This window comes from Xanthomonas sp. MLO165, assembly GCF_018831305.1.
In the GTDB taxonomy this organism is placed as follows: Bacteria; Pseudomonadota; Gammaproteobacteria; order Xanthomonadales; family Xanthomonadaceae; genus Xanthomonas; species Xanthomonas arboricola.
Genome location: NZ_CP029263.1, coordinates 991574 through 1008010 on the forward strand (window position 1 = coordinate 991574; position 16437 = coordinate 1008010).

Genomic DNA, 16437 nt, shown 5'->3' on the forward strand with positions numbered 1-16437 from the left:
CGAATCAGCGCGTCGGCTGTGCCGGCGGCGGCGTCGGTGCGGCAGGCGCCGCAGGATCGGCTGGCTTGGCCGGAGCGGCACTGGCATCGCCGTCGGCGCGGTCGCCGGTGCGGAAGCTCACGTAGGCTTCGCCACGCAGTTCCTGCAGATAGCGGTTGTACTCTTCTTCCAGCTTGCGGCGGCCGATCGTTTCACGGATCTGCGCACGCTGGCTTTCGGCGCTGACGTCGGTCTGACGGCTGCCCACGCGCTGCACGATGTGCCAACCCGCCTGGGTGCGGAACGGCTCGGACACCGCGCCGTCGGCCAGGCCTTCGACCTGCTTGCCGAAGTCCGGGCCGAATGCGTCGGCCGGGAACCAGCCCAGATCACCACCCTGGCCACGGCTGTTGGTGTCTTCGGACGACTCCTTCGCGGTGGCCTGGAAATCGGCGCCACCGACGATGCGCGCACGCAGCGTGTCGATCTTGGCCTTGGCCTGCGCTTCGGTCTGGCTGTCGTTGATGCGCACCAGGATGTGACGTGCGTTGTATTCGGTGACCAGCTTCTTTTCGCCGCCGGCATTGGCGTCGCGCATTTCCACCAGCTTGAGCAACTGGAAACCGCTCGGGCCGCGCAACGGACCGGCGACCTGGCCGGGCTGCATGTCGCGGATCAGCTGGGCGAATGCGTTGGGGATCTCGTCCAGGCTGCGCCAGCCCAGGTCGCCGCCCTCCAGCGCGTTCGGGCTGTCGGAGTACCGCACTGCGGCCGCCGAGAAATCCAGCTCGCCCTTGTCGATCAATGCCTTCACGCCATCGACCTTTTTCTGGCCGGTGGCGATCTGGTCGGCCGTCGCGCCTTCCGGCAGGCCGACCAGGATGTGCGCCAGGTGATATTGGCTGCCGGTGGTGGCCTGCTGCGCCAGCGCAGTGTCCACTTCACCTTCGCTCACGCTGATGCGGCTCTGCGCAAAGCTCTGACGCAGGCGCTGCACGATGATTTCGTCGCGCACCGAAGCACGGAAATCGCCATAGCCCATGCCGTCGGCCGCCAGTTTCTGGCGCAGGCCATCGACAGTGGTGCCGTTTTGCTGGGCGATGCTGGCGATTGCCCGGTTGAGTTCCTCGTCGCTGACACGGATACCGCTGCCATCGGCGCGCCCGACCTGCAATTTGACCAGAACCAGACGCTCCAGCACCTGGCGCTGCAGGACATCGTCCGGCGGCAGCTGGTTTTCCCGGCCGGCGTACTGCGACTTGACGTTGCGTACGGCGCGATCGAGCTCGCTCTGCAGCACCACGTCTTCATCGACGATGGCGGCAATGCGATCCAGCGGCTGGGATTGCTGTGCCGAGGCCAACGGCGAGAGCGTGCTGGTGAGTACCAGCAGCGAGGCAAGAACAACAGAGAAAGGCTTGGTCATGGAATCAAGTTCGGATCGTAATCGTCCGGATTAGTCGTGGTATTGCTGGGCGGGACCAGGTACAGGTCGTCGCGGTAATAGCCGAGAATAGCACGGCGCAAAGTGCGGTCCGTGTTCTGCCCGAACGAGCTCAGGCCCTTCAGCACGAACTCCACCTGGATGGAGTTGTCCATCTCGCCATTGCGGTTGCGCACGAACCGGCGCACCAGCGCGCGCACCGCCAGGCAGCAGCTGTCCCACTGCACGCCACCGATGATTTCCAGTGGCTTGCGGTCCAGCAGCGAGTAGTAATAACGGCCGACCGCACTCCAGCTGGGGTTGATCGGGTACAGGAAGGAGAAGTCGGCCTGCTTGAGCTGGTCGCTGTCATCGATCAGGTTGCGACGGTAGCGATACGCCAGATTGATGATGCCGTCGTTGTTGAGCAGGTAGCGCGTACGCAGGCTGGCCAGATCTTCCTTGCGCGAATTCGGGTTCCATTGATAGGTGGCGCCCATCGACCAGCGGTCGTTGATCATATAGTTGGCGTCGGCCACCCAGGCGGACTTGCCCTGCTCGATCGGCTGCTCGCTGCCGCCTGTGGCAGTGTTGGTGCTGTTGTTGATGGTGACCAGCGAGTCGTTGAAGTACAGGATCTGCCCCGCACTCAGCGACAGTTTCTCGCGGCCATCGTCCTGGCGCAGCCAGCGCGAGGTCACTGCCAGGGTCAGCTGGTTGGCATCGTTCTGACGGTCGGCGCCCGTGTAGCGTGAGTCGCGGAACAACTGCCCGTAGCTGAAGGTGAACGGGCGGGTATCGAAGACCGGCAGATCGTCCTGGTCGCGGTACGGCACGTACAGGTAGTACATGCGCGGTTCCAGCGTATTGAGATAGTTGGTGCCGAATACCGAGGTCTCGCGGTCGAAATACAGACCGGCGTCCACCGATGCGATCGGCAGGCTGCGCGACGGAGAACGGTCGCCGGTCAGCGGCGCGGTGTTGGCCAGCGTCGAATCCAGCTGATACGCGGTGTAGCGCCATGCCACGGTCGGAGTTAAGAACCAGGCTGCGCCGGACAGCGGCATCGAGATATAGGGCTTGATGTCAAAGCGCGAACCGCTGCCGTATTCCTTGTTGCGGATGTTGGTGCGTACGTAATCATCGCCGTCGTCGCCGTTGGTGTTCCCGTCGGTTGGAGGCCTGACAAAGTAAGAGTCGTCGTGGTTGAAACGCACCGCTTCGGCGTACACGCCGGCCTCGAAGATGCCGAACGGCTTGTCCCAGGTGAAATAGGCGCGCGGCTGGCGGTTGTAGGGCAGCGCCTGCTCGTCCAGCGTGTAGTCGGTCAGCTGCCAGCGATCGGCCATCAGGCCGGCGGTCCAGGTTTCGCCGGTACCGTAGATGCCCACGGTGCTCTGCAGGCTGGAGGCCGAGCCCATGCCGTTCAGGCGGCTGGTGAAGTCTTCCACATAGCGGGTGTCGCTGACCCAGGAGATGCTGGCGCGCGCCTGCCAGTACTTGTTGACGTTGTGATAGCCGCTATAGAAGACGCTGCCGCGATCCTTGTCGCGCAACTTGTCGTTGGGCAGGTAGTTGCCGGTGATCTCGCCGCGACCGCCTTCGTACAGGTAGCGGAACTCGGTACCGAACATGAAACCGCGCTTGCTCATGTAGCGTGGCAGCAGGGTCGCGTCGTAGTTCGGCGCCAGGTTCAGGTAGATCGGCTGCAGGTAGTCGAAGCCATTGCGACCGGACAGGCCGAACTGCGGGAACAGCAGGCCGGTCTGGCGACGGTCATCGATCGGGAACTTGAACCAGGGGAAGTACAGCACCGGCACCTTGCCGATCTGCAGCACGGCGTTGCGGGCGGTGCCGAAGCCTTCTTCGTTGTCGACGTCGATCTCCGGCGCGCGCACGCGCCAGATCGGCTGCGAGGGATCGCAGGTGGTGTAGGTCGAGCGGTGCATCTGCCCGACCTGGCCCTGCAGGTCCACCGACTCGGCCGCGCCGTTGCCGCGGCGGTCCACCAGCTGGTACTGGATGTTGGTGACCTTGTGGGCGTCGGTGTCCTGATTGCCCTCGGCACGGTCGGCGACCATACGGAAGGAGGTGTCCTGGTAGCGGACATGGCCTTCGGCGATGTAGTTGCCGGTCTCGGTGTCCATGCGCAGGTTGTCGGCGCCCAGGAACTGGTCGCCGCGCTTGAGCGCCACATTGCCCTGGTACTGCGGGGTGGTGCTGGTGCCGGACAGCTGGTCGCCTTCGATGTCGGTCGGCAACTGCTGGCGCATTTCGGCGGCCTTGGCATCTGCGGCGGGCGCGCCGTCGAAGCCTGGCAGCGGATCCACGGCCGGGCACAGTCCCCAGTTCAACGGCTTGTCGGCAGCCATGGCCGGGAGGCAGATGGCGATGCTCAAAGGCAGGGGCAGCAGGCGGAGAACTCGGCGCACGCGTGATTCAACCAATAAAATGGCGACTAGCTTGCCGTATACCCCGCATAGGGGCAATGAAGAGCTCCCTGGTCGGGAGGGCGAGGTTCATCGCGACGGGGGGCGCGAGCAAGGCGCCGGTAGGGTTCAACGCAGCGCGGCCACGTGCGCCACGCTGCTTTCGCGCAAGGCCTGCAGGTCGTAGCCGCCTTCCAGCATGGACACCACCCGGCCACGGGCATGCCGCTCGGCCAGGGTGCGCAGCGCGCCGGTCAGCCAGGCGAAGTCGTCGGCATCGAGCATCAGATCGGCCAGCGGATCGCGCAGATGCGCATCGAAGCCGGCCGAGATCAGGATCAGCTGCGGGCGGAAGGCATCCACCAGCGGCAGCATCTCGTCTTCCCACACGTTGCGGAAGCGCAGCCCGTCGCTGCCTGGTTGCAGCAGCAGGTTGTGGATGTTGCCGATGCCGCGCTCGTAAACGCTGCCCGAGTGCGGATAGAGCCCGGACTGGTGGGTGCTGAGATACTGCACGCTCGGGTCGCGTTCGAAGATCGCCTGCGTGCCGTTGCCGTGGTGGACGTCGAAATCCACGATGCTGATCCGTTCCAGCCCATGCCGGTCGCGCGCGTGCGCGGCGGCCACGGCAATATTGTTGAACAGGCAAAAGCCCATCGACACCTGCGCGGTGGCATGGTGCCCGGGTGGGCGCACGGCGCAGAAGGCGGTGCGGGTGGCGTCCTGCATCACCGCGTCCACCGCGGCGATGCCGGCCCCGGCCGCGCGCAACGCCGCCGCGCGCGAGCCGGGCGACATCACGGTGTCCACGTCGAGCCGGTGGTGGCCTTCGAAGGCGGTTTCCAGCACCGCGTCGACTTGTTCGCGCTCATGCACCCGGCACAGGTCGCCGAGCTTGGCCAGCGGCGCCTCGCGCCAGTCCAGGTCCGGGAACGCGTCGCGCAGTGCCTCCACCACCGCTTCCAGGCGGGCGGGGCTTTCGGGATGCTCGGGGCCGGCGTCGTGCCCGAGGCAGGCGGGATGGGTAAAGACCAACATGGGGCAAATCTAGCCTGTCCGCCGTGCCATGTGCAGGTCAGCCGCGCCGGCGGTCGTGCCGCCACAGCACTTCCTGCTGGCCATCGGCGCGCGCCAGCACGCGCGCCAGCACGAACAGCAGGTCGGACAGCCGGTTCAGGTAACCGATCGCCTCGCTGCGCACGGTCTCCTGGCGCGACAGCGCAACGGTCTCGCGCTCGGCCCGGCGCACGATGGTGCGGGCCAGGTGGCAGCGCGCAGCGGCCTCGCCCCCGGCCGGCAGGATGAACTCCTTCAGCGGGGGCAGCGTGTCGTTGAAAAGGTCCAGTTGGCGCTCCAGCGCATCGATATCGGCGCTATCGATCGCGGCATGGCCGGGGATGCACAGCTCGCCGCCCAGATCGAACAACTGGTGCTGGATGGTGGTCAGCAGCCCGGCGATCGGTTCCGGCACGCCGGGGGCAGCCAGCAGCACGCCGATGGCCGAGTTGGCCTCGTCCACGGTGCCGTAGGCGTTGACCCGCAGCGCATCCTTGCCGGTACGGCTGCCGTCGCCCAACCCGGTGCTGCCGTCGTCGCCGGTGCGCGTATAGATCCGCGAGAGCCGGTTGCCCATCTCAGCCGGCCTGGGTCTGGCCGGGCGCGCTGGTCAGGCGCTCGGCGGCCACCTGGATCGCCGCGGCAGCGGCGACATACAGCGCGGCGCTGCGCAGATACGGCCCCAGCCAGTCGGTGTAGTTCTTGAACCAGCCGGTCACGGTCGGCTCGGCCACGCTGGCACTGATCCAGTAGAAGCTGCCCTGGGCGATCAACTGGCACAGCGCCACCGAGAGCAGCAGCGCCGGCACCAGCCGGGCCAGCGCGCTCCACTGCGCGCCGTGGTACTGCCGACGCAGCCACATGCCGCCGGCCCATAGCGCGAAATACGCCGGGATTAGGCACCAGTACGCCGGCGACACGCAGTAGTGCTGCCAGAAGCTCAGGCCCTGGCTGGTGATCACCAGCCAATCCACCGCCACTGCCAGCAGCATCAGCAGCGGGAACGCCAGCCTGGTGCGCGCGGCCAGATGGAAGCCGCCGATGAAGAACACCGCCCAGGACGCGTCCGGGATCGGCGCGAAGTGATTGATCCGCGTGGCCGCCATCAGGACGGCAAGCAGACTCAAAACCAGGGTGTCGTGCGAGCGAGGAGTCATGCGCGGAGGTGGCCGGATCACAGGCTGGCGAGTGTAGCGTGGAACCCGGCGCGCCCGCGCCATCGGCGGCCTTGCGGTGGCCCGCCTGGCCGCCCCCGTTGCTGGACACGACGGACGCAAATCGGTGGGTGCCCGGATGCGTCCTGCACCGGCCAGGGCCGGCAGCGCTCCCTGCGCGAGCAGCCGGCCGCGTCAGACCAGCTAGGGCGCGGCAAGCTGTCCCACCCGTTCGCGGCAACGGGTCATGGGCGAAGGCTTATCATGTGGCAATGACACATCCACATGACGTTCTGATCGTCGGCGGCGGCCTGGTCGGCTCCAGCCTGGCGATTGCGCTGGACCGCATCGGCCTGGATGTCGGGCTGGTGGAAGCCACCCCGGCCGGCACGCCGCCAGCGGTGTTCGACCAGCGCAATCTGAGTTTTGCCGCCGCCACCGTCAATGCGCTGAGCGTGCTGGGGGTGATGGCCAAGCTGCGCAGCGCCCCTGGGCCGATCCGGCGCATCCACGTCAGCCGGGCCGGCGACTTCGGCCGTGTGCAGTTGGACGCGGCCGATTACGGCCGCGACAGCTTCGGCCAGGTGGTGGTGGCGCGCGATTTCGGCGAGGCCTTGCAGGCACGCCTGGACGAGCTGACCCGGCTGCGCCGCTATCGCCCGGCACGCTGCATCGGGGTCGAGCCGGTACAGGACGGTCTGCGCGCGCTGCGGATCGCCACCGCTGATGGTGAGCAACGCCTGCAGGCGCGGCTGGTGGTGGGCGCCGACGGCACCCATAGCGCAGTGCGCGAGCTGCTGCATATCGGCAGCGATGCGCACGACTTCCTGCAGACCTTGTTCGTGGCGCGGGTGCGTGCCTCGCGCCCACCGGATGGCACCGCCTGGGAGCGCTTCGGCGAGCACGGGCCGACTGCGCTGCTGCCGCGCGGCGATCGCCACTACGGCGCGATCCACTGCGTGGCGCGCGCCGAGGCCGAGGCGGTGGCCGCGCTCGACGAGACCGGATGGCTGGCCAGGTTGCAGCGGGCGGCTGGATGGCGCGCCGGGCGCTTTGTCGCCAGCGGCGAGCGCAGCGCGTACCCGCTGGTGCAGGTGCTGGCCAACGAGTTGGTCGCCGAGCGCGTGGTGCTGCTCGGCAACGCCGCGCAGACGCTGCATCCGATCGGCGCACAAGGCTTCAACCTCGGCTTGCGCGATGCACTGACGCTGGCCGAATTGATCGAGCACGATCGCAGCGATGCCGGGGCCGGCGCATTGCTGGCCGGTTACCTGGCACGCCGACGCGTGGACCGCGAGCAGACCATCGGGTTCTCCAGCGGGCTGGCGCGGCTCACCGGGAATCCGGCGCCGTTGCTGCGGCCGTTGCGCAGCCTCGGCCTGCTCGCCACCTCGCAGGCGGCGCCGCTGCAGTCGATGCTGGTCGGCGGGGCGATGGGTTTCCGGGGCGATGTGCCGCAGTTGTGCAGGGGCGTCGCATGAGCCGTCGTGGTAATCGTGATGCCTTGATCGTTGGCGGTGGCGTGGTCGGTGCCGCCTGCGCGCTGGCGCTGGCCGATGCCGGCCTGAGCGTGGCCCTGGTCGAAGGCAGCGAGCCCGCGCGTTGGCGGGCCGACCAGCCCGATCTGCGCGTCTATGCCTTTGCCGCCGACAATGCCGCATTGCTCGACAGCCTGGGCGTCTGGGCCTTGGTGCGCGCTGCCCGCGTGCAGCCGTACCGGCGCATGCGGGTCTGGGATGCGGCCGGTGGTGGCGAGCTGAGCTTCGATGCCGACACCCTGGGCCGCGAACAACTCGGCTGGATCATCGAACACGCGGTGCTGGTCGATCGCCTGTGGGCCGCCGTGCATGCGGCCGGCATCGAGGTGCATTGCCCGGCACGCGTGGTCGAGCTGGAGCAGGATGCACACAGCGTGCGCCTGCGCCTGGACGATGGCAGCCGCCTGGAAGCGGCGCTGGCCATCGCTGCCGATGGCGCCGCATCGACCTTGCGCGAGCTCGCCGGTCTGCCGGTGTCGCGGCATGCCTACGCGCAGCGCGGCGTGGTCGCCTTCGTGGAGACCGAACAGCCGCATCAGGCCACTGCCTGGCAGCGTTTCCTGACCACCGGCCCGCTGGCATTCCTGCCGTTCGCCGATGGCCGCAGTTCGATCGTATGGACCTTGCCGGATGCCGAGGCCGCGCGCGTGCTGGCGCTGGACGATGCCGACTTCTCGCGCGAGCTGACCCAGGCCTTCGCGGCGCGGCTGGGGCAGGTACGTGTGGTCTCCGCGCGCACGGCGTTTCCGCTGCAACGGCAACTGGTGGAGCAATACGTCAGCGGCCGCGTGCTGACCTTGGGCGACGCCGCGCACGTGGTGCATCCGCTGGCCGGGCAGGGCGTCAATCTGGGCCTGCGCGATGTCGTTGCGTTGCGCGATGAGGTGCGCAATGCGCTGGCAAGGCGTGCGGACTGGGCCGCCCCGCATCGGCTGCAGCGCTGGGCGCGCACCCGGCGTAGCGAGAACACCGTGGCCGCCTATGGCTTCGATGCGATCAACACGGTGTTTTCCAACGACGACATGCATCTGACCCTGTTGCGCGGGTCGGTGCTCGGGCTGGCCGGCACGTTGCCGCCGCTGGTCGATATTCTGTGGAAGCGCGCTTCCGGCAGCGCGTGATCGCCTGACGGCCGACGCGCATGGCGTCGGTCATGTGTTGGTATGTCGATACGCTTATAGCGCGGGCAGCATGTTCCATACGACGGGCGCAGCCGGCGTGGCTACAGTCGAGCCATGTCATCTTCCACCACCCGTTCGTCCAAGCCCGGCCTGCTGCTGCTCTGCGGCCTGCTCTGCGACGCCAGCATCTGGCAGCCGCAACGCGCGGCGCTGAGCGATCTGGCCGAGGTGCAGGTGCTGGACTTCGCCGGCTTCGACAGCATCGTGCAGATGGCAGCACACGTATTGGCCGTCGCTCCGCCGCAGTTCGCAGTGGCCGGCCATTCGATGGGCGGGCGGGTGGCGCTGGAGATCATGCGCCAGGCGCCGCAACGCGTGCAGCGCCTGGCCTTGCTGGACACCGGCATCGCGCCACGCCGCGACGGCGAGCGTGAGCAGCGCGCGGCGCTGGTGCGGCTTGCGCACACCCAAGGCATGCAGGCGCTCGCACGGCAATGGCTGCCGCCGATGCTGCATCCGGACCGGCACGCTGATGCCGGGCTGATGAACCCACTGATGGCGATGGTGCAGCGGCACAGCGTGCAGGACTACGCCGGCCAGATCGAAGCCTTGCTGGAGCGCCCCGATGCCGCGCCGGTGCTGGCACAGATCCGCTGCCCGACCTTGCTGGGCGTGGGTCGCCAGGACGTCTGGAGCCCCCTGGCCCAGCACCAGCAGATGGCGCAGCAGATCCCGCACGCACGGCTGGTGGTCTTCGAAAACAGCGGGCATATGGCGCCCCTGGAAGCGCCCGCGGCCGTCAGTGCAGCAATGCGCGACTGGCTGCAGGACGCGTGATGGCGGCCCGGTCCGGCTGGCGGCGCGTGCGCTGCCGTCGCTGACCAGGCGTGTCGGTTTTTTCAGCAACACCCCGAGGAGGCTGCATGCCCGACGATGCATCGATCATCATTGCCTGCGAGCAGGCGATTCGCCAATTCGCACTGCTCAACGATCGTCACGATCACGACGGGCTCGCCGCATTGTTCACTGCCGACGGCGTGTTCGCCCGCCCCAGTGCGCCGGAGCTGCCGGTGCACGGGCGCGAGGCGATTCTGCAATCGTTCCGCGCCCGCCCGCCGCGGACGACCTGTCACCTGATGCTCAACACCCTGGTCAGCATCCAGTCGCCGACCCTGGCGCATGCGCACAGCAAGGTCCTGCTCTACACCGCTGCAGACACCTCGACGGCGCCGCCCTGGACGGCTCAATCGCCTGCGTTGCTCGGCAGTTTCGACGACGTGCTGGTACTGGAGCAGGGGCGCTGGTTGTTCAAGCAGCGGCTTGGCGCCTTGCTGATGCGCATCGGCGCTGACTGATCGCTGCCTCTAACCCATTCATCGACGCACAGACGGCGCGTTCGCCGCCGCCGCGTACTGCAGCACCGCTTTCCTCCCCCACGTCGCGCCGCAGTCATCCATCCATCGCCTTGGAGAATCGCCTAGTGGAACGCGTGAGCTCATCTGCCTGCTGTGCCGTTGCACCGCCACGGTTACCGTCGTACCGGCGCCGTGTCCTGACCTTGCTGACACTGCTTGGCGCCGGCGTGCCCGTCGCGGCATCCGCACAAGCGGTGCCGGAAACCGCTGCACCGCCGCAGGGCATCAACCTGGGCGGGACGAGTTTTCTCGATGGCTTCGGCTCCTCGACGCCGGGCTGGACGGTGATCGAGTATCTACGCCACTACGACTTCGACGCGATCAAGGACGCGCGCGGCGACGATTCGGCCGCCTTCCGCGATCCCAAGGTCGGTGTCAGCGTCCTGCTGACCCAGCTGATCTACGTCACGCCCTACCGGTGGAAGCGCGCGTCGCTGAGCCTCAATGCGATCGTGCCGCTGGTCAATTACGACATGTCCTTCGCCGCAGACAGCCCCGTGCAGTTGCGCGGCAACGGGTTCGGGATGGGCGACATTTCCTTCGGCCCGGCGCTGCAGATCGACCCGGTGATGCGTAACGGACGAGTCCTGTTCTTCCAGCGCTTCGCAATCGATGCGTTCGCTCCGGTGGGCAAGTTCGATCGCGATGTCGCGATCAACCAGAGCACCGGATTCTGGTCGGTGGCGCCGCATTGGGCGTTCACCGTGCAGCCCAGCGACAACTGGGAGGTCAGCATGCGGCTGAACTATCTCTACAATTTCCGCACCGATCGCGCCGGCGGCGTACCGCCGATCCCGGGATTCCGTTTTCGCAATGGTCAGGCCGGCGATGTGCTGTGGGCCAACCTGGCTAGTTCGTTCAAGGTCAGCGAGCAACTGCGCCTGGGCATCAACGGGTATTACCTGCAGCAGCTGAAGGACAACCGCACCAACGGGCAGCGTGTGCCGGACAGCAAACGCATGCAGTTCTATCTCGGGCCGGGGCTGTCCTGGCGGCTGGATGCCAACAACCTGCTGAATTTCAATGTCTATCTGCCGGTAGAGGTGAAGAATTCGGTGGCCGGCACCAGCGTCAACCTGATGTTCGTGCATTCCCTTTGACGTGGAAGCACGCACATATCCGCAGCATGCACGCCGGCGCGTGCGTGCATGCTGCGGCGCAGACGGATGCAGCACGCTGCTGCAGGCAACGCTGCATGCAGCGCAAGCCCGGGTAATCCTACGTTCGAGTTGTGAGCTATGCAGGCTGCTGCGCCAGACCAGGCCTCGCCAGTGCACGCTGTCCGCGCCAAACCCGTGCGCGCGTCAGATGCCCATGCTGTGGCGCTGGGTATTGGCATGCTCGCGGAACAACAGCTCGGCACGCGCGCCATCGCGTTGTTCGATGGCCGAGACGATGGCGCCGTGCTGCCGATGTCCGTAGTACAGATCGTCGTAGGCCAGGGTGGGCGAGCGTTGGCCGAACACCACATTGACCGGGCTGACGAAGGGCACCACGGTGCACCGGTCCACGGTCTCGGTCAGGATCGGCTTGTTGGCGGCCACCACGATGGCACGGTGGAAGCGGGCATTCATCGCGCCATAGGCCTGCTCGTCGTCGGCATCCAGGCTGCGCGAGGCCAGGATCCGGTCGCCTTCGCCCAGACAGGCATGCAGCGTGGCCAGCAACGCAGCCGAGGCGCCCTGTTCGGCGACGGCGCGTGCGGCCATGCCTTCCATCAGGGCGCGCACCGCCAGGGCGTCCAGGCTTTCCTGCTGGCTGAAACGTCGCACCGCATAGCCGCGGTTGCCGGCCTGCACCAGCAGGCCTTCCTGGCACAGCGCTGGCAGGGCCTGACGGATGGGGGTGCGCGAGATGGCCAGTCGTTCGGCCAGCGCGGCTTCGGTGATGCGCTCACCGGGGGCAAAGGTGCCGCACAGGATCAGTTCGCGTAGCTGCTGGACCGCTTGCAATCGGTGGTTGTTCGCCATTGGCTCCATTCTCTCGCGCCGTACTGCAGCGCACGTTCCTTCGACGGGGAAAACTCGCAAAACCGGTATAAAAACCTTGCAGATGAGAGCGCTTGGTGGCACTTTGGATCCCAAGGATACCGTTTTGGCGGTCCGGAGTGGCTGGTCGGCGTTGTTGGGATCCCATGGCGGGACGGATTTCGACTCAATCAATGGTGCGCACCCGGCCAGGGAAAGTGGCCGGCGTGCATCGCAGGAGTGCAGCATGGCAAGCATCATCGGCGGCATCGGAACCTCGCACGTTCCCACCATCGGGGTGGCCTACGACAAGGGCAAACAGCAGGATCCGTTGTGGAAGCCGTTGTTCGACGGCTACACACCGGTGGCTGCCTGGTTGGCCGAACAGCAGGCAGACGTGCTGGTGTTCTTCTACAACGACCATTGCACGACGTTCTTCTTCGACCTGTATCCGACCTTCGCCCTGGGCATCGGTGAGCGCTTCCCGGTGGCCGACGAAGGCGCAGGGCTGCGCAACCTGCCGCCGATCCGCGGCGATGTGCAATTGCAGGCGCATATCGCCGAATGTCTGGTCAACGACGAGTTCGATCTGACTGTCTTTCAAGACAAGCCGATCGACCACGGCTGCGCGGCGCCGCTTCCGTTGCTGTGGCCGCACGTGCCGGACTGGCCGGGCACGGTGGTGCCGATCGCGATCAACGTGCTGCAGTACCCGCTGCCGACCGCGCGCCGCTGCTACCGCCTGGGCCAGGCGGTGCGGCGGGCGATCGAATCCTATCCGGAGGATCTCAGGGTGGTGGTGGTGGGCACCGGCGGGCTGTCGCATCAGATCCACGGCGAGCGCACCGGTTTCAACAACACCGACTGGGACATGGAATTTCTGGACCGCTTCCAGCATGCGCCGGAAACGCTGACCGATCTCACCCACACCGATTACGTGCGCCTGGGCGGCGCCGAAAGCGTGGAGCAGATCATGTGGCTGGCGATGCGTGGCGCGCTGGGCGGGCCGATCCGCAAGCTGCATCAGAACTACTACCTGATGACCACCACCGCGATGACGGTAGTGTTGTACGAGCCGGGCGTCGAAGCCGCTGACGCGCCGTCTTCGGCGCAATTGCTCGCGCACGCCACGTCTACCGCGAATGCTGCATGAGGGCCGGCCGATGAATCCGCAAGTACAGGGCATGGACCAGATCGGCGGCACTTACCTGTTCGATCTGCGCACCAGCAACCGCGCGTTGCGCATCAACCGATTCTTCTGGCATATGATCCGCGCCCCATGGCGCGATCGCTTTCTTGAAGATTCCGAAACCCTGATGCAGGAAGCCGGCCTCACCGAGCATGAAAAGGCGCTGATCCGTGCACGCGACTGGCTCGGGCTGGTGCAGTACGGCGCCAACTTCTTCGTCATCGAAAAATTTGCCCGCGTGGTGCGCATGACCAATCTGCAGGTCTACGCCATCATGCGTGGCGAATCCTTCGAAGATTTCATGCAGACCCGGCGTGTACCCGATGCACGCTGAGCTGCAGGCGGCGGCCTGGTGCCGTCCCGCCGCATTCCCCGACTTCCCAACGTAAGGTCTACCCCCATGACCATGTCCTCCGTGTTCTTCGAACACCGCATCAAGGTCCGGCATCTACGTGTCATCGAGGCGCTGGACCGGCAGAAAAGCCTGCTCCGCGCCTCACGCGTCTTGAACGTCACCCAGCCCGCATTGACGCGTGCCCTGCAGGAGATCGAAGAGATCGTCGGCGCGCCGCTGTTCGAGCGCCATTCGCGCGGCGTGCGCCCCAATGCGATGGGCGAGGTGCTGGTACAGACCGCGCATGTCGTGCTCGGCCAGTTGCGCCGCGCGCAGGACACCTTCGAAGGGCTGCTGCAGGACGACGCGCTTACCATCACCGTGGGTGCGTTGCCGGTCGCCGCCAGCGGCCTGTTGCCGGCCGTGCTGGCCGCCTTGTATCGCGCCGAACCCACGCTGCGGGTACGCCTGCTGCATGGGCGCACCGACGAACTGCTGCCCAAGCTGGCCGGCAACGAGATCGACCTGGTGGTGGGCCGGCTGTATCCGCTGGCCCGTTACGACGCGTTGATCCGCAAGGTGCTGTACCAGGACCCGATCGCGCTGGTGGCGCGCAGCGATCACCCCCTGTTTGCCAATGGCCAGGTGCGCATCGCCGAAGCCGCTGCGTATCGCCAGGTGTTGCCGACGCTGAGCCAGCACGTCGAGCGCGACGTGGCGCAGGTGATGCGCGAGCACGGGCTGGCCACGCGCGATCAGCTGCGTTCCAGTTCGGCCAGCTTCACCCGCGAGATCCTGCTCGGCACCGACAGCATCGCGGTGATGCCGAGCATGATGGTGGCCGGGGATATCGCACGCGGCGAGCTGCGTGCCTTCCAGCTGCAGCAGCCGTCGCAGGCGCGCGCAGGCGGGGTGATCTATCGCGATGGCAGTGCCATCCACAAGCCCGGCGTGCGCCTGTTGATGCGCGAACTGGAACACCAGTTGGCGGTCATGGCCGAGCAGGGGGCGGTGTGGGTGGACGACCAGATCAGCGAGGACAGCCTGTTGCTGGGCGAGTCCGCCTGATCGATTGAGCGCGCATGCGCGGCGCAAGCCGCTGCCGTGTCGCGATGGCGCTGGAGTGCGGCACGCGCACAACGGGCAGCTCAGGCTGCCCGTTGTGCTGTCTGGCATCGGCCGCTGCCGTGTCGCTGTTGTGGCGGGGCAGCAGCCTGCGGGTCACTGCCGGCTGCTCGCGGCGTAATCCACATCCGGCTGCATCACGCTTCGGTGGCCAGGGCATCTTTCAGGCGCGCCTTCTGCAGCTTGCCGGTCGCGGTGCGCGGCAGCGCCTCGACCACGCGCAGGTGCTTGGGCACCTTGTACTTGGCCAGTCGTTCGATCAGATAGGCGCGGATCTGCTCCAGATCCGGCGTCTCGTCGGCCGGCACGATCGCCAGGTAGCCCACCTCTCCCCACTGCGGGTCGGCGATCCCCACCACTGCGCATTCGCGTACCTGCGGGTGATCCGCAAGCAGCGCTTCGATCTCGGCCGGATACACGTTCTCGCCGCCGGAAATGAACATGTCCTTCTTGCGATCGACGATCCAGAAGAACCCGTCGGCATCGCGCCGCACGATGTCGCCGGTGCGGAACCAGCCGTGCTCGTCGAGCGCGGCGGCGCTTGCCTGCGGGTCGCGCCAGTAGCCGGGGCTGAGGTTGGGGCCGCGCAACAACAACTCACCGGGCACGCCGACTGGGCAGTCGTTGCCATCGCCATCGACCACGCGCGTCTGCACTGCAGGGGTCGAAATGCCGACCGCGCCCAGCTTGTCGCGGATCACCGCGCAGTCCACCGACATGCCGAACACCGTGCCGGCCTCGCTCATGCCGAAGCCGCTGACCATCGGCACACCGTCGTCCAGCCAGCCGAGCAGGTCATCGCTGGCATGCGGCGCGCCGCCGCTGACCAGCGCGGTGAGATGCCGCAGCGACGCCGCGTCGAAACCGGGCTGGCTGCGGAAGGCCTGCATCATCTGCGGCACGCCGACGTAATGGGTGATGCCCAGCGACTGGTCGCTCAGCCAGCCCAGCGTGCGCCTGGGCTCGAAGCCGTTGGAGACCTGGATCGAGCCGCCCACCGCCAGCACCGGGCGCACGTTGGTGGCCAGGCCGATGATGTGGAACATCGGCGCTTCGCACAGGAAACTGCTACCGGCATCCACGCGCGTGGTGACGCCGAAGTTGTGCGCCACCTGCTGCAGGTTCTGCTCGCTCAGCATCACGCCTTTGGGCTGGCCGGAGGTGCCGGAGGTGAACAGGATCAGGCTGATGCGTTCGGGTGGAATCGACCCGGTGTCCGCCGGTTCGAGCGTGTTCGCCGCATCGACGAAGTCGGCCAGCGAGGCGACATCGGCGCGCCCTGTCGCAACGTCGTCGCCCAACAGCAGGCGTGGCTCGGCGCGCTGCAGCAATGCATCCAGTTCGGCCGTGCTCAGCCGCCAGTTCAGCGGCACGTAAATCGCGCCGACGCGTCCGCAGGCGAAATGCAGCGCCACCTGCCAGACCGAATTGCGCGCCAGCACGGCGAGCCGTTCGCCATCGATGCAGCCGCGCGCCTGCAGCAAGGCGGCCAGACGGCCGATCAAGACATCCAGTTCTGCGTACGTCCATTGCCGGTCCTGCAGCAGGTCGCGGGCGGCAAGCCGGTGTGGGGTAAGGCGGGCGTGGAAGGAGATCGAGTCGGTCGGCATGGTCATGGCGCTGTCTTCCGAATGCAGATTGGGGGAGTGACTGGCGTGAGTGCGACGGCTGCGGCTGAAGGTTGACGCGTGTGCAAAAACACCTGGG

General features: G+C 66.9%; 15 protein-coding genes. 8 read left to right on the forward strand and 7 right to left on the reverse strand.

The window, feature by feature from the left end; translation table 11 throughout:
• Positions 1-4: 4 nt before the first annotated feature.
• The 5 genes from DGN21_RS04180 to DGN21_RS04200 form a co-directional block, all read right to left on the reverse strand.
• Positions 5-1405 carry a peptidylprolyl isomerase gene (locus DGN21_RS04180; RefSeq protein WP_046345755.1) on the reverse strand — a complete coding sequence of 467 codons (1401 nt, stop codon included), beginning with the start codon at positions 1403-1405 and terminating at the stop codon, positions 5-7.
• Complete coding sequence (gene lptD, locus DGN21_RS04185; protein WP_184551447.1) at positions 1402-3834, reverse strand: LPS-assembly protein LptD; 2433 nt, start codon at positions 3832-3834, stop codon at positions 1402-1404. Before lptD ends, DGN21_RS04180 begins: the two co-directional genes overlap by 4 nt.
• A gap of 126 nt (positions 3835-3960) precedes the next feature.
• Positions 3961-4869, reverse strand: a complete 909-nt coding sequence (locus DGN21_RS04190) for a histone deacetylase family protein (RefSeq protein ID WP_046345757.1) — start codon at positions 4867-4869, stop codon at positions 3961-3963.
• A gap of 37 nt (positions 4870-4906) precedes the next feature.
• Positions 4907-5464 carry a cob(I)yrinic acid a,c-diamide adenosyltransferase gene (locus tag DGN21_RS04195; RefSeq protein ID WP_024938278.1) on the reverse strand — a complete coding sequence of 186 codons (558 nt, stop codon included), beginning with the start codon at positions 5462-5464 and terminating at the stop codon, positions 4907-4909.
• Position 5465: 1 nt separating this feature from the next.
• Positions 5466-6044: a hypothetical protein gene (locus DGN21_RS04200; RefSeq protein WP_024938277.1), complete on the reverse strand. Its 579-nt coding sequence runs from the start codon at positions 6042-6044 to the stop codon at positions 5466-5468.
• Between the two features lie 269 nt (positions 6045-6313).
• On the opposite strand from DGN21_RS04200, the gene ubiH reads away from it, so the two are divergent.
• The 5 genes from ubiH (at position 6314) to DGN21_RS04225 (ending at position 11215) form a co-directional block, all read left to right on the forward strand.
• Complete coding sequence (gene ubiH, locus DGN21_RS04205) at positions 6314-7522, forward strand: 2-octaprenyl-6-methoxyphenyl hydroxylase (protein WP_104608411.1); 1209 nt, start codon at positions 6314-6316, stop codon at positions 7520-7522.
• A complete protein-coding gene (locus DGN21_RS04210) occupies positions 7519-8700 on the forward strand; it encodes a UbiH/UbiF family hydroxylase (RefSeq protein WP_126967003.1) in 1182 nt (393 codons plus the stop codon). The genes ubiH and DGN21_RS04210 overlap by 4 nt, the downstream gene beginning before the upstream one ends.
• Positions 8701-8814: 114 nt before the next feature.
• Positions 8815-9537, forward strand: a complete 723-nt coding sequence (locus DGN21_RS04215) for an alpha/beta hydrolase (protein ID WP_126967002.1) — start codon at positions 8815-8817, stop codon at positions 9535-9537.
• An 86-nt stretch (positions 9538-9623) separates the two neighbouring features.
• Positions 9624-10055, forward strand: coding sequence for a nuclear transport factor 2 family protein (locus DGN21_RS04220; RefSeq protein ID WP_024938273.1), 432 nt, complete (start codon positions 9624-9626; stop codon positions 10053-10055).
• Positions 10056-10180: 125 nt separating this feature from the next.
• Positions 10181-11215, forward strand: a complete 1035-nt coding sequence (locus DGN21_RS04225) for a transporter (RefSeq protein WP_164738971.1) — start codon at positions 10181-10183, stop codon at positions 11213-11215.
• 204 nt (positions 11216-11419) lie between these two features.
• Here DGN21_RS04225 and DGN21_RS04230 read toward each other — a convergent pair whose 3' ends face one another.
• On the reverse strand, positions 11420-12094 hold the full coding sequence (locus DGN21_RS04230) for a GntR family transcriptional regulator (RefSeq protein ID WP_024938271.1): 675 nt from the start codon (positions 12092-12094) through the stop codon (positions 11420-11422).
• Between the two features lie 235 nt (positions 12095-12329).
• On the opposite strand from DGN21_RS04230, the gene DGN21_RS04235 reads away from it, so the two are divergent.
• The 3 genes from DGN21_RS04235 (at position 12330) to DGN21_RS04245 (ending at position 14673) form a co-directional block, all read left to right on the forward strand.
• Positions 12330-13235: a gallate dioxygenase gene (locus DGN21_RS04235; protein ID WP_024938270.1), complete on the forward strand. Its 906-nt coding sequence runs from the start codon at positions 12330-12332 to the stop codon at positions 13233-13235.
• Between the two features lie 10 nt (positions 13236-13245).
• Positions 13246-13605: a protocatechuate 3,4-dioxygenase gene (locus DGN21_RS04240; RefSeq protein WP_039523676.1), complete on the forward strand. Its 360-nt coding sequence runs from the start codon at positions 13246-13248 to the stop codon at positions 13603-13605.
• A gap of 66 nt (positions 13606-13671) precedes the next feature.
• Complete coding sequence (locus DGN21_RS04245) at positions 13672-14673, forward strand: LysR substrate-binding domain-containing protein (protein WP_126967000.1); 1002 nt, start codon at positions 13672-13674, stop codon at positions 14671-14673.
• A 194-nt stretch (positions 14674-14867) separates the two neighbouring features.
• Here DGN21_RS04245 and DGN21_RS04250 read toward each other — a convergent pair whose 3' ends face one another.
• On the reverse strand, positions 14868-16346 hold the full coding sequence (locus DGN21_RS04250) for an AMP-binding protein (RefSeq protein WP_126966999.1): 1479 nt from the start codon (positions 16344-16346) through the stop codon (positions 14868-14870).
• Between the last annotated feature and the right edge of the window lie 91 nt (positions 16347-16437).

Bases quoted from the DNA above. Each gene is read 5' to 3' on its own strand.
- DGN21_RS04180 (WP_046345755.1), bottom strand. From the start codon at position 1,405: ATGACCAAGCCTTTCTCTGTTGTTCTTGCCTCGCTGCTGGTACTCACC.
- DGN21_RS04190 (WP_046345757.1), bottom strand. From the start codon at position 4,869: ATGTTGGTCTTTACCCATCCCGCCTGCCTCGGGCACGACGCCGGCCCC.
- DGN21_RS04195 (WP_024938278.1), bottom strand. From the start codon at position 5,464: ATGGGCAACCGGCTCTCGCGGATCTATACGCGCACCGGCGACGACGGC.
- DGN21_RS04200 (WP_024938277.1), bottom strand. From the start codon at position 6,044: ATGACTCCTCGCTCGCACGACACCCTGGTTTTGAGTCTGCTTGCCGTC.
- ubiH (WP_104608411.1), top strand. From the start codon at position 6,314: ATGACACATCCACATGACGTTCTGATCGTCGGCGGCGGCCTGGTCGGC.
- DGN21_RS04210 (WP_126967003.1), top strand. From the start codon at position 7,519: ATGAGCCGTCGTGGTAATCGTGATGCCTTGATCGTTGGCGGTGGCGTG.
- DGN21_RS04215 (WP_126967002.1), top strand. From the start codon at position 8,815: ATGTCATCTTCCACCACCCGTTCGTCCAAGCCCGGCCTGCTGCTGCTC.
- DGN21_RS04220 (WP_024938273.1), top strand. From the start codon at position 9,624: ATGCCCGACGATGCATCGATCATCATTGCCTGCGAGCAGGCGATTCGC.
- DGN21_RS04230 (WP_024938271.1), bottom strand. From the start codon at position 12,094: ATGGAGCCAATGGCGAACAACCACCGATTGCAAGCGGTCCAGCAGCTA.
- DGN21_RS04235 (WP_024938270.1), top strand. From the start codon at position 12,330: ATGGCAAGCATCATCGGCGGCATCGGAACCTCGCACGTTCCCACCATC.
- DGN21_RS04240 (WP_039523676.1), top strand. From the start codon at position 13,246: ATGAATCCGCAAGTACAGGGCATGGACCAGATCGGCGGCACTTACCTG.
- DGN21_RS04245 (WP_126967000.1), top strand. From the start codon at position 13,672: ATGACCATGTCCTCCGTGTTCTTCGAACACCGCATCAAGGTCCGGCAT.
- DGN21_RS04250 (WP_126966999.1), bottom strand. From the start codon at position 16,346: ATGACCATGCCGACCGACTCGATCTCCTTCCACGCCCGCCTTACCCCA.